The organism is Sphingomonas sp. SORGH_AS_0950 (assembly GCF_030818415.1).
In the GTDB taxonomy this organism is placed as follows: domain Bacteria; phylum Pseudomonadota; class Alphaproteobacteria; order Sphingomonadales; family Sphingomonadaceae; genus Sphingomonas.
This window is the reverse complement of the sequence record NZ_JAUTAE010000001.1, coordinates 3,484,160-3,496,493: the sequence shown is the minus strand read 5'-3', so window position 1 is coordinate 3,496,493 and position 12,334 is coordinate 3,484,160. Positions and strand designations below refer to the sequence as shown.

Annotated in this window: 12 protein-coding genes; 3 read left to right on the top strand and 9 right to left on the bottom strand. The window is 67.9% G+C overall.

Annotation, left to right across the window (positions count from 1 at the left end; translation table 11 throughout):
* Positions 1 to 106: 106 nt before the first annotated feature.
* A complete protein-coding gene (gene lptF, locus QE385_RS15835) occupies positions 107 to 1,306 on the top strand; it encodes an LPS export ABC transporter permease LptF (RefSeq protein ID WP_307103453.1) in 1,200 nt (399 codons plus the stop codon).
* Positions 1,303 to 2,400, top strand: coding sequence for an LPS export ABC transporter permease LptG (lptG, locus tag QE385_RS15830; protein WP_307103452.1), 1,098 nt, complete (start codon positions 1,303 to 1,305; stop codon positions 2,398 to 2,400). The genes lptF and lptG overlap by 4 nt, the downstream gene beginning before the upstream one ends.
* 421 nt (positions 2,401 to 2,821) lie before the next feature.
* Here the strand turns inward: lptG and QE385_RS15825 are convergent, their stop codons facing one another.
* Complete coding sequence (locus QE385_RS15825; protein ID WP_307103450.1) at positions 2,822 to 3,916, bottom strand: fatty acid desaturase; 1,095 nt, start codon at positions 3,914 to 3,916, stop codon at positions 2,822 to 2,824.
* A 135-nt stretch (positions 3,917 to 4,051) separates the two neighbouring features.
* Here QE385_RS15825 and QE385_RS15820 point away from each other — a divergent pair, with 135 nt between their 5' ends.
* Positions 4,052 to 5,203, top strand: a complete 1,152-nt coding sequence (locus tag QE385_RS15820; RefSeq protein WP_307103448.1) for an N-acetyltransferase — start codon at positions 4,052 to 4,054, stop codon at positions 5,201 to 5,203.
* A 48-nt stretch (positions 5,204 to 5,251) separates the two neighbouring features.
* Here QE385_RS15820 and QE385_RS15815 read toward each other — a convergent pair whose 3' ends face one another.
* From QE385_RS15815 to QE385_RS15780, 8 genes are all read right to left on the bottom strand, one after another.
* Positions 5,252 to 5,509, bottom strand: coding sequence for a hypothetical protein (locus QE385_RS15815; protein WP_307103446.1), 258 nt, complete (start codon positions 5,507 to 5,509; stop codon positions 5,252 to 5,254).
* Positions 5,510 to 5,537: 28 nt separating this feature from the next.
* Positions 5,538 to 5,759: a hypothetical protein gene (locus QE385_RS15810; protein ID WP_307103444.1), complete on the bottom strand. Its 222-nt coding sequence runs from the start codon at positions 5,757 to 5,759 to the stop codon at positions 5,538 to 5,540.
* Positions 5,760 to 6,266: 507 nt separating this feature from the next.
* A complete protein-coding gene (gene xth / locus QE385_RS15805) occupies positions 6,267 to 7,043 on the bottom strand; it encodes an exodeoxyribonuclease III (RefSeq protein WP_307103442.1) in 777 nt (258 codons plus the stop codon).
* 1 nt (position 7,044) lies between these two features.
* The gene (erpA, locus tag QE385_RS15800) at positions 7,045 to 7,383 is read right to left on the bottom strand and encodes an iron-sulfur cluster insertion protein ErpA (protein WP_307103440.1); all 339 of its coding nucleotides are present in this window, start codon (positions 7,381 to 7,383) and stop codon (positions 7,045 to 7,047) included.
* A gap of 170 nt (positions 7,384 to 7,553) precedes the next feature.
* Positions 7,554 to 8,294: a M23 family metallopeptidase gene (locus tag QE385_RS15795; protein WP_307103438.1), complete on the bottom strand. Its 741-nt coding sequence runs from the start codon at positions 8,292 to 8,294 to the stop codon at positions 7,554 to 7,556.
* Positions 8,295 to 8,383: 89 nt separating this feature from the next.
* On the bottom strand, positions 8,384 to 9,208 hold the full coding sequence (locus tag QE385_RS15790; protein ID WP_307103437.1) for a ferritin-like domain-containing protein: 825 nt from the start codon (positions 9,206 to 9,208) through the stop codon (positions 8,384 to 8,386).
* 2 nt (positions 9,209 to 9,210) lie between these two features.
* Entirely contained in the window at positions 9,211 to 9,666 is a 456-nt protein-coding gene (locus QE385_RS15785; RefSeq protein ID WP_307103435.1) for a peroxiredoxin, read from the bottom strand.
* Between the two features lie 4 nt (positions 9,667 to 9,670).
* Positions 9,671 to 12,331 (bottom strand): bifunctional [glutamine synthetase] adenylyltransferase/[glutamine synthetase]-adenylyl-L-tyrosine phosphorylase, encoded by a 2,661-nt coding sequence (locus tag QE385_RS15780; protein WP_307104768.1) that lies wholly within the window; start codon positions 12,329 to 12,331, stop codon positions 9,671 to 9,673.
* Positions 12,332 to 12,334: the final 3 nt, after the last annotated feature.

Sequence of the window (12,334 nt, the reverse complement as noted above, 5' to 3'; positions counted from 1 at the left end):
TCCGGGCGAAGTCGAAGGCCACGCCGATCCATCGCAAACAAGGGGTGACGCGCCCTTCCCCCGATCGTATAGCCATGGCCGTTTTATCGCGCGAGTGATGCCCCGCATGAAGTCCATCGATCGCTACATGGCCCGGCTGATCGCGTTGCCGCTGTTCGCGACGCTGATCATCTCGGCGATGCTGCTGGTGCTCGATCGCATCCGCCGCCTGTTCGAATTCGTCGCGACCGAAGGCGGGCCGATCAGCGTGGTGTGGCGGATGCTCGCCAACCTGCTGCCCGAATATCTGGGGCTGGGCATTCCGATCGGGCTGATGCTGGGCATCCTGCTGGCCTTTCGTCGCCTGGCCACCTCGTCCGAGCTGGACGTGATGCGCGGCGTCGGCATGAGCTATACGCGGCTGCTGCGCGTCCCCTATATGTACGCGATCGTGCTCGCCGCGCTGAACCTGGCGATCGTCGGCTATATCCAGCCGATCGCGCGCTATTATTATGAGGGGCTGCGCTACGAGCTGCGCACCGGCGCGCTGGGCGCCTCGATCAAGGTCGGCGAGTTCACCCATCTGGGCGACCGTATGACGCTGCGCATCGAGGAGAGCCGCGAAAATGGCCGCGACCTGTCGGGCATCTTCGTCCACGCCAACACCTCAAAGGGCGACTGGATCGGCGTGACGGCACAGCGCGGGCGCTTCCTGGCGACCGACGATCCCAATGTCATCATCTTCCGGCTGACCAACGGCACGCTGATCCACAACCGGCCCGAGTTCAAGGCGCCGCGCGTGCTGAGCTTCTCCAGCCACGACCTGCCGATCGACCTGCCCAAGTTCGACAATTTCCGCCAGCGCGGCGGCCGTGACCTGGAGTTCACCCTTCCCGAACTGGCCCGCCACGGCCAGGATGCCCAAAGCGCCGAGGCACGCGCGGGCAGCCGGGCGGAATTCCATTTCCGCGTGGTCGAGGTGGTGACGATGTTCCTGTTGCCGCTGCTCGCGGTGTCGCTGGGCATTCCGCCCAAGCGATCGACCTCGGCGCTGGGCGTCTTCCTGTCGATCGTCATGCTCGTCACCTATTTCAAGGTGAACCAATATGCCGCCGATATCGGCGCGCTGGGCAAGGTCGATCCGCTGCTGGCGCTATGGGGGCCGTTCGCGGTCTTTGCGGGGCTGGTCCTCTGGATGTATTATGTGACCGCCTATGTCCCAGGCGGCCAGCCGATCGGGGCGCTGGAGCGCGGCGTGGCCAAGATCGCCAAGGCGATCGGCCGCTGGCTGCCCGGCCGCCGCCGGAAAAAGGCCTATACGGCATGAGCCTGTCCAACATTTTCCCGTCCAGGACGATCGCCATCTACATGGCGAAGATGTTCCTGATCCGCACCTTCGCCATCCTGTTCGCGGTGGCGCTGGTGCTCCAGACGCTGGACGTGTTGAGCGAGTCCGGCGCGGTGCTGGCCGCGCCCGGCAACGGCCAGGCGCAGGTGTGGCGTTACGTGTCGCTGCGCGCGCCGCAGATCATCTCGTTCCTGCTACCCTTTTCGGTGCTGCTCGGCACCATCCTGACCTTCTTCACGATGAACCAGAATTCGGAAGTCATCGCGCTGAAGGCGGCGGGCATGTCCGCGCATCAGGTGCTCGCCCCGCTGCTGATCGCCAGCGCGGGCGTGGCGGTGGTCAGCTTCGTCTTCAACGACCGGATCGTACCGCGCGCCAGCGCGACGCTCAGCGCCTGGCAGAAAGTCCAATATGGCCCGCTGCCCATCGACAGCGGCGACAGGTCCAATGTCTGGGTGCGCGACGGCGACGACCTGATCTCGGTCGATCTGATCCAGGGGCGCGGCGCCAGGACCCAGCTGGGCGGCGTGACGCTCTATGACCGGACGGGCGGCAGCCTGGTGGCGATCGTGCGTGCGCCGCGCGGGCAGCGCGACGGCGATGGCTGGCGGATCGGCCCCGCCACCCGGTTCCAGGTGGCGTCGGGCAAGGTCACCACCTTCCCCTCGCTGATCGTCGGCCGGGGGGTGACGCCCGAGCAGCTGACCCTGGCCAGCGTCAGCGCCGACAACATGTCCTTCGACGCCTTGTCGAGCGCGATCGATGACCTCCGCGAAGCGGGACGGCCCACGACCTCGCTGGAGGGATCGCTGTGGCACAAGCTCTCCGCGCCGATGTCTGCGATGCTGATGCCGCTGCTGGGCGCGGTCGCCGCCTTCGGCATCGCGCGTTCGGGCAAACTGTTCGTCCGCGCGGTGATCGGCATGGCGCTGGGCTTCGCCTATTTCGTGGCGGACAATTTCTCGATGGCGATGGGCGACCTGGGGGCGTACCCGCCCTTCCTCGCGGCATGGGCGCCGATCCTGCTGTTCCTGCTGATCGGCGAAGCGGTCCTGTTCCGGACCGAGGAATAGGGGCCAGATAGGATCGACATTTGACCATGCCTTTCCTTCCCTCGCCCCTCGCAGAGGGGAGAGGGTTGCGCAGACTTGGTCTTTGCGAAAGCAAAGGCTTAGTCGGAGCTGGGTGAGGGGTGGGCGCCCGCGAAGCGAGCGCGCGAGCCTCTGGGCTCGCTCAACCCCTCACCCAAGCTGCGCTAGCCAGCAAGCTTCGCTAACCTCTCCCCCTGTCCAGGGGAGAGGGAAGAAGAAGCAATGCTGAATGTTGATCCAACCCAGCTTCGTCAGAGGCGCGGGCTAGGGATAGCAGCTGGACAGGGATTTCCCTTGGCCTTCAAATGCGCTCAGGCTGAACGGATGATGGGATTATCGGGAAGGCCGTTCGCGCCGAGCCAAGTCTAAGCGCACGCCCCTTCCCTCATCCGGCGCCTTTCGCTCACTTCCCCCGGTGGAAGGTGCTCAGTCCGATCTTCGCGACCAGCCCCGGCAGGCCCTTGTAGCTGGCCTTGTGATAGGGCGAGTTCGGCTCCAGCGCCGCGCTGATCCGGCGGTGCGCCTCGCCCAGCGCATGATAGGGCAGCGACGGCAACAGGTGGTGCAGCGCGTGATAGCGCAGTCCCACCGGTGCCCACAGGCCGGGCAGCAAGGCGGGCGGCGGCACATTGACCGAGTCGAGATATTGCGCGGTCACGGTCATCGGCTCGCCCTCATTCTCCCAGAGATGGGCGACGAGCGTCCGGACCTGGTTCAACACCGCCACCGCCGAGCCGATCGCGAACCCGATCGCAAAGCCGCGCACCGGGATCACCCCCGTCGCGACCATCGCCACCAGCGCGATCGCCCAGATCGAGGCCGCCGCATCGGTCCGGTTGAAGCGGACCAGCGCCTCGCCCTCGGGCATGCGGCGGCGGAACTGCGGGTTGATCGCCAGCGCCGAATAACGCTCGACCACGATCCGGCGGAGCCCCGGCACGACCCAGGACAAGGGCGACAGGATCGCGAAACGGATCAGCAAACCCAGCGGCGCCAGCGCGGACACCAGGACGAACATCGGCAGCGTCCACGGCTTCATCAGCGCCAGCGGCAGATATTCGGGATCGTCGGCCGTGCCATAGCGGGTCTTGGCATGGTGCAGATTGTGCACGCCCTCATACATGAAGGCGGGGGTCAGCAGCGGCACGCCGACCAGCGCGTTCCAGCCCTCGCGGAAACGCGGCAACGCCGAATGCTTCATATGGCTGACTTCGTGGATGAACAGCAGCGCGCGGTACAGCGCCAGCACCGACACGACCGACGCCGCGACGATCACCCCCGTCGACGAGGCGGTGACCGCCACCGCCAGCGCGGCATAGCCGACCAGCGCGCTGCCCACCATGTCGGCCCAATAGAGCCCGGGACGCGGCGCGATCAGGTCGCGGGTCAGTTCGGCGGCGGCGCGCAGCATCGCCTTGTCGTCCGCGATCGGGACACGCGCGGCGGGCGTCGCCGCGGCGGCTGGCACGGCCCGTTCGAAAGAAAGCGTCGATTCCATAGCTCTATCCTTTGCCCCCACATAGTGGCGACACGGTGGCATTCCCACGTCCGGCAATGACGGAATCCTCACTCGCCATGATCGAACCAGACGGTTAGGACATGGTTTTCCCGTTTCCGCTGGACCCGATCAGACATGGCCCTTTCGATCCGCCCCGTCGCCACCAAGCGCGACCGTAAGACCTTCGTGGACTTTCCCTTCGGTCTGTACGCGAACGATCCGCACTGGGTGCCGCCGCTGAAGGGCGAGGCTCTGGGCCTGATCACCCCGGAGAAGAACGGGTGGTACAGCCATGCCAAGGCACAGCTTTTCCTGGCGGAAGAGAATGGCCGCGTCGTCGGACGCATCTCCGCACATCTCGACACGCTGGCGCTCGAGATGGATCCGTCCAAGGGGTTCGGGCCGGGCACCGGCTTCTGGGGCCTGATGGATGCCGAGCGGCAGGAGGTGTTCACCGCGCTGCTGGCCACGGCCGAGGGCTGGCTGCGCGAACAGGGCATGACCCGCGCGATCGGCCCCGTGTCGCAGTCGGTCTGGGAGGAGCCGGGCCTGCTGGTCCAGGGTTTCGACCAGGACCCGACGATCATGATGGGCCATGCGCGCCCCGAATATCAGGGCTGGATCGAGGCAGCGGGTTACACGACGATCAAGCAGCTCTTCACCTATGAGCTGGACATCACGCAGGAATTTCCGCCGATCGTCCAGCGGATCATCAAGTCGGGCGAGAAGAACGAGCGCATCCGCGTCCGCGAGGTGAACAAGGCCAGGTTCGAGGAAGAGGCCGCGATCATCCTGAGCATCCTGAACGATGCATGGTCGGACAATTGGGGCTTCATCCCGCTGACCCCGCCCGAGATCAAGGATGTCGGCGTCAAGCTGAAGCCGATCGTGTTCAACGACCTGATCCGCATCGCCGAACTGGACGGCAAGCCGGTCGCCTTCATGATCACCCTTCCCGACCTGAACGAGGCGATCAAGCCGCTCAAGGGCAGCCTGCTGCCCTTCGGCTGGGCCAAGCTGCTGCTGTGGCTGCGCGCGCCCAAAGTGCGGACGATGCGCGTGCCGTTGATGGGGGTGGTCAAGGAGCTTCAGTCGTCGCGCATGGCCAGCCAGCTGGCCTTCATGATGATCGAATATATCCGCCGCGCCTCGGTGACGAAATATGGCGCGTCGCGGGGCGAGATCGGCTGGATCCTCGACGACAATCAGGGGATGCGCTCGATCGCCGAGACGATCAACAGCCGGGTGAACAAGACCTACAATGTCTATGCCCGCGATCTGGGCTGATCGCGGCGGGCGGGGCCGCCCGGTCGCGGCGGCCCCCGCCCTTCACGGTCACTTGCGTCGGCCGATATAGTCGAGCGGGTCGACGCCGTGCCACATCCACTGGGCACGGGTGCGGCAGAGCTTGCCGACGACGATATGGTCTTCCTGCACGTTGCGGAAGCAGTAGCGGACCGTCTTGGCCGGGGCCAGGCCGGGCGCCTGGGCGGGCGGGACGGCCGCCGCGACGGGCACGGGCTTGACCTCGGCCTCGTGCGAGGGGGCTGCGGTCAGGCTGGCGGCGGCAGCGGCGATCAGGGCGAACAGCATCGTTTCTCTCCTTCCCTCGGGGCGGCGATCAGCGGGTCTTGACCGGGACGCCGGGGACCTCGCCCTCGACCGCGATCCAGTCGGCCGCAGTGCGGCAGATCTTGCGAGGGATGCGCGAGCCGGTGATGTTCGCGATGATGCAATAGCGGGTGGTGTCCGACACCGCCGTCCGGGCCGATGAAGGCGACGGCGTCGCGGCCGGTGCAGGGGCGGCGGAGAGGGCGGAGGCGATCAGCAGCGAAGCGAACATGGTGGTAACTCCCTTTGGCGTCGGATCGGCTCCGACGGGTGAGTTACTGCATTATGCGTGCCATACAGTAGAAACGTTGAAAAACCGGGATTTTCTATTTTTGGATATGGCATAAACCGCCAAATTCCGAGGAAATATGCCAATAGAGTTGGCGAAATTCACCGGCGCGCCCGACCTATCGCTTCTTCTTCCCCTCTCCCCTGGACAGGGGAGAGGGTTAGCGGAGCTTGCCAGCTCGCTGGCTAGCGCAGCTTGGGTGAGGGGTTGAGCGAGCCAAAAGGCTCGCGCGCTGCGCGCATGCACCCCTCACCCAGCTCCGACTAAGCCTTTGCTTTCGCAAAGACCAAGTCTGCGCAACCCTCTCCCCTCTGCGAGGGGCGAGGGAAGGAAAGGCAGCGCTGAATGTCGATCGGCCCCAGATCCAATGCCCCCAGCGAATGTCGGGGACCTTGGAAACGGGGGCGGCGCGCAGGGGGCCAGCCTTAACCGGGATGGCCCGGCCCGGCGTCAGTCGTCGCGCAGCCGCACCCAGGTCGGGGCGTGGTCGCTGGCCTTTTCCCGGCCGCGATAGCTTTTGTCGACCCCGGCATCGACCAGCCGGTCCGCCGCCTGCGGGCTGAGCAGCAGATGGTCGATGCGGAAACCCGCATCGCGCTGCCACGACCCGGCCTGATAGTCCCAGAAGGTCCACACCCCGCCCTTGGGCGCGCGGGTGCGCAGCGAGTCGGTCCAGCCCTGCGCCAGCAACCGGCGATAGGCCGCGCGGCTCTCCGGCTGCATCAGCGCGTCGCTGGCCATGGCGGGCACCGAGAAGGTGTCGTCGTCATTCGGGATGACGTTGTAATCCCCCGCCAGCACCGCGGGCACTTCCTCGGCGAGCAGCGCCCGCGCCCGATCGGCCAGCCGCTCCATCCAGCGCAGCTTGTAATCGAATTTCGGCCCGGGCTGCGGATTGCCGTTGGGCAGATACAGCGAGGCGACGACCAGATCGCCGACCTGGCATTCCAGATAGCGACTATGCTCGTCCTCGGGCTCGCCCGCCAGCCCGCGCTGCCGCTCGACCGGCTGGGTACCGCGCGCCAGCACCGCGACGCCGTTCCAGCTCTTCTGCCCGTGCCAGACCGCGCCGTACCCCGCGGCCTCGATCTCGGCGGCGGGAAAGGTCTCGTCGCTGGTCTTCAGTTCCTGGAGACAGACGATATCGGCGTCCGCCTCGGCCAGATATTCGAGCAGGCGGGGCAAACGGGCCTTGATCCCGTTGATGTTGTAGGTGGTGATCTTCACGTCAGACCGCGAAGCTGGTGCCGCAGCCGCAGCCCGAGGCCGCGTTGGGATTGGTCACGCGAAACGCCGCGCCGCCCAGCGATTCGACATAATCGACCTCTGCCCCGCGCACGAGGTCCAGGCTGATACTGTCGACGACCAGCCGGACGCCGTTCGTCTCGGCGACCGTGTCGTCCTCGGCGGGACTGTCGGCCAGCCCGAACTTGTACTGGAAGCCCGAACAGCCACCCCCTTCGACCGAGAGGCGCAGGATGGCGGGCTTGTTCTGCCGCTCGGCGATCGCCGCGACGCGGGCGGCGGCGGACGGAGTCAGCGCGATGTCGGAAATCTGGGTGGCCATGGGGATCAGATAGGCGCAGGGGGCCGGGTGAACAATCCCGATCGCACTATTCCTCCCCAGCAAGGGGAGGTGGCCATCCGTAGGATTGACGAAGGGGTGTCCCGGCCAGCGAGACACCCCTCCACCATGCCGAGCATGGTCCCCCTCCCCATGCAGGGGAGGAATATCGATCAATCCTGCGCGGCCGGACCGTCGGTCGACACCGGGATCTGGTGGATCGCATGATCCTGCGACGCCATCAGATAGTCGCCGGTGGTCAGGAAGGGCACCGGGTTGACCGCATGACCGTCCATGCGGACTTCATAATGGAGGTGCGGGCCGGTCGAGCGGCCGGTCGAGCCCATCAGCGCGATCAGCTGGCCGCGGGTCACGCGCGCGCCGTCGGCGACCAGGATCTTCGACAAATGGCCATAGCGGGTGGCGATACCCTTGCCATGGTTGATCTCGACCAAATTGCCATAGCCGCCCTGCCAACCGGCATGGTCGACGATGCCGTCGGCGGTGGCATAAATGGGGGTGCCGACCGGGCCGGGAATGTCGACCCCGGCATGCATCGCGGCGGTGCCACGGAACGGGTCGGAACGGATGCCGAAATTGCTGGTGAACTTGAGCTGTTCGACCGGCTGGACCGACGGAATGGCGATCACGCCCTTCTGGACCGAGTCCATCTTCTTCCAGGTCTGGAACAGGGTCCGGAACTGCTGGTCGGTGCGCAGGTCGGCGGAGGCTTCGGCGCTGTTGGCGGGGATATACTCGCCGCCGACCGCCTTGGCGGGAGCGGCATGGCCTGCGGGGCTGTGGGTGGCGGGGGCACGGCCGGTGGCGGCGATGGCGCCCTGGCCGGAAAGGGTGACAGTCAGGATTCCGACGAGTGCCGCAATCGATTTACCCCACGTATGACGCTGCTTCATCGAACCCCGGCAATTTTCCGGCCGAGCGCACCCATTGTCGGGATCGCCCGGCTTTCGTCCATCCAATGCTGTTTCGCAGCCCCACCGCGTTACAGACGGTCAGCTTGTGCCGTCGAAGGTTCCTCGTCCGCAAGGGGCGCATAGAAGTCGCGCGTCAGACCGGCAGCGGCGCGCGCCGAGTCGTTGAACGGTGGCTTAACGACGCCGCGAAAGTGGCGGCGGACCAGCATCCGCCAATGCTCGGCGGGCGCGATGTCATGGTTCGCGGCGAGATAGCCGAACCATTTGGCGCCGAATCCGACATGCCGGATCTCGTCGGTATAGATACGCTGGAGGATGCGCGCGGACACCTCGTCGCCCCCGGCGCGAACCCGCGCGACCGTCTCGGGCGTGACGTCCAGCCCCCGCGCCTCCAGCACCAGTGGCACCACCGCCAGCCGCGCCATCGCGTCATGCGCGGTTTCCTCGGCCGCCTCCCACAATCCGGCATGAGCGGGCAGTTCGCCATAACCCGAGCCCAGCGCCCGCAGCCGCCGATACAGCACCGCAAAGTGCATCGCCTCGTCCGCGCCGACCGAGATCCAGTTGTCGGCGAAGCTGCGCGGAAACTGCGCGCCGAACCGGCCCGCCGCATCGAAGGCCAGGTCGATCGCCGCGAACTCGATATGCGCCAGCGCATGGAGCAGCGCGATCCGCCCCTTTTCCGATCCGCCGCGCCCGCGTTTGGGCATGCGGTTGGGCGGCAGCAATTCGGGACGCGCGGGCCGCCCCGGCGCGTCGGGCATCGCCGCGTCGAACCGATGCGCCAGATCGCCGCGCCGCCACGCGCGCGCCGACGCACGGGCCAGCCGCACTTTGGTCAGCGGGTCGCTCTCGCGCAGCACCGCCGCGCACGCCTCGGCCAGGCTGGTCATGGTCAAAGCGCGCGCGCCGCCTCCAGCACGGCCTCGGCATGTCCCGGCACCTTCACCTTGCGCCAGCTGGTCGCCAGCCGCCCCACGCGATCGAACAGGAAGGTCGCGCGCTCGATCCCCATATAGGTCTTGCCGTACAGCTTCTTCTCGCCCCACACGCCGAACGCCTCGCACGCGGTGCCGTCCTCGTCGCTGGCGAGTTCGACGGTCAGCTCATATTTCGCCGCAAATTTCTGGTGCTTGGCGGGGCTGTCCTTGGAGATGCCGATCACCCGCACGCCCGCCGACCGGAATGCCTCGGCCAGCGCGGTGAAGTCCTGCGCCTCGCGGGTGCAGCCGCTCGTATCGTCCTTGGGATAGAAATAGACGACCAGCGGCCCCGCCACCTCGCCCAGCGCCAGCGGCTGTCCCTCGGCCGTGGTCACCGTGACCGCCGGAATCGGATCGCCCTTGTCCATCGCTTCATTCTCCTTGCCAGACGTGGAGCACCTCCTGCCGCGTCGCCTCCAGCGTGGCAACCACCGCCGCCCAATCGGGCAGCCCCATGGCGCGCGCGATCAGCGGGCGGGTGGCGACGGGCGGCTCCTGCCCATCGGGGACCAGCAGGCGGAAGGCGACCAGCGCGCGGGTCAGTACGTCATGCGCCTGCGCCATGGCGGGCGGCATCAGCCCCTGCCCGACCAGCGCCGCGATCGCCTGCGCAAGATCGGGGGCGAAGCCGGTCCGCTCGGCCAGCTGGGTACGATGCACCGCGAACTCCAGATCGACCAGGCCACCGGGCAACAGCTTCACGTCGAAAGGCCCCTGCGGCGGCTTATGCCGCGCCATCTCGCGGCGCATCTCGCCCGCCTCGGCCTGCACATCGCGCGGCGGGCGGCGGCCGCCCAGCACATCGGCGACGATCGCCGCGACATGCGCGCGCGCCGCTGCCGATCCGAAGATCGGCCGCGCGCGGGTCAGCGCCATATGCTCCCAGGTCCAGGCATCCTCGCTCTGGTAACGCGCGAAACTGTCGACCGAGACGACCAGCGGCCCCTGCGTTCCCGAGGGGCGCAGCCGGGTGTCGACCGGATAGAGCGGCCCCGCCTGGGTCGGCACCGACAGGGCCGCCGTCACCCGCTGCGCCAGCCGGTTGTAATAGAGCGTCGCGCCCAGCGGCTTGGGTCCGTCGGACTCGGCCGCGAAATCGCCGGTGAACAGATAGACGAGGTCGAGGTCCGAGGCATGGGTCAGCGCCGCCCCGCCCATCCGGCCCAGCGCCAATATCACCAGCTCGCTGTCCGGCACCCGGCCATGCGCCGCGACGAATGCGTCCACCGTCGCCTGCGCCAGCACCCCGACCGCCGCCTCGGCGACGCGGGCATAGCCGCCCGCCACCTCCAACGGATCGGCGCGCCCCGCCACGATCTGCGCCCCCAGCGCGAACCGAAGCTCCCCGACGACGCGGCGGACATGGTCCAGCCGGTCCTGATAATCCTGCCCCGCCTCGCCGCCCCGCATCGCGCGTTCGAGGACCGCGATCGCGGGCAGCGGCTCGAAGGCGGAAGCGTCGATCAGCCCGTCCAGCAAGGCCGGTCGCCGCGCCAGTTCGGTCGCCAGCGGCGCGGCATGGCTGAGGATCGCGACGGTCAGGCTGGCGAGCCCCGGCCGCGCCTCCAACAGGCGGAAGATGTTGATCGCGCTCGTCATCCGCTCGAACAGCGAATCGAGCTTGAGCAGCGCGGCATCCGGATCGGGCGCCTCGCCCAGCGCCTCGACCAGGGTGGGCAGCACCGCGTCGAGCGCCTCGCGCGCCGCCGGGCTGCGCAGCGCGGGATAGTCGCCCCCACGCCAGGCCGCGATCCGCCGCGCCGCCGCCTCGATATCGCGCAGGCCCGCCGCGACCAGCCGTTCGCTCAGCAGCACCGGGTCGTGCGGCAGCCGCGGCCGCTCGTCGGCGTCCAGCGCATCATAGCATTGCCCCACCCGCGCGGTGACCGGGGCCAGCGTCGCGACCAGCGCCGCACCGTCCGCCAGCCCGTGCAGATGCGCCACCCGGTCGAGCGCCTCGCTTTTGGGCAACTGGTGAGTCTGGCGGTCGTCGATCATCTGCACCCGGTGCTCGATCGTGCGCAGCAGGACATAGGCGTCGGACAGCGCCGCCGCCTCGCCCGGATCGATCCGCCCCGCCTCGGCCAGCCGCGCCAGCGCGTCGCGGGTGGCGGGCGCGCGCAGCGACGGGTCGCGGCCACCATGGATCAACTGGTGGATCTGCGCGAAGAACTCGATCTCGCGAATCCCGCCGCGCCCGCGCTTCAGGTCATAGCCGGGGCCCAGCGCCTGCCCCTGCGCATGGTGATCGCGGATTCGCCGGGTCAGGTCGCGAATCTCGCCCACCGCGCCGAAATCGAGCGCGCGGCGCCAGACGAAGGGCCGGATCGCGTCGAGGAAACGCTGGCCCAGCGCCATGTCCCCCGCCGCCGCGCGCGCACGGATGAACGCCGCGCGCTCCCAGGTCAGCGCCTGGCTTTCATAATAGGCGATCGCCCCCTCGACGGGAATCGCGATCGGCGTCGCCTCGGGCGAGGGCCGCAGCCGCAAATCGACGCGCAGCACATAGCCATCGCCGTCGCGCGCCTGGAGCAGTTCGACCACCCGCTTGCCGATCCGCACCGCCGCCTCTTCGGGTTCCTCACGCGGGCGACGGGGCAATGTGGCGGGATCGAAGATCAGGATGGGGTCGATATCGGAGGAATAGTTCAGCTCGCGGCTACCCTGCTTCCCCAGCGCGATGGCGGCGAAGCCGACCGGCTCGGCATCCGGCGTCCGCTCCAGGATCGCCGCGCGGATCGCATGAGACAGCGCCTCGTCGGCAAAGTCGGTCAGCCGGCAGGTCACTTCGGTCAGGTCATAGACCCCCGCCAGATCCCCCAGCGCGACGGTCAGCGCCAGCGCGCGCCGCCGCCGCCGCAGCGCGGTGCCGACCGGCAGCGTGGGGTCGAGCATCGGCAGATCGGCCAGCCGCCCTTCGCTCGCCATGCCTGCGATTTCCGGCTCGCGGTCGAGCAGCATCGCCAGAAAGGGGGAATGACGCCGCGCCCGGTCGAGGGCATCGGGCAGTTGCGGACAGGCGGGGACATTCATGCC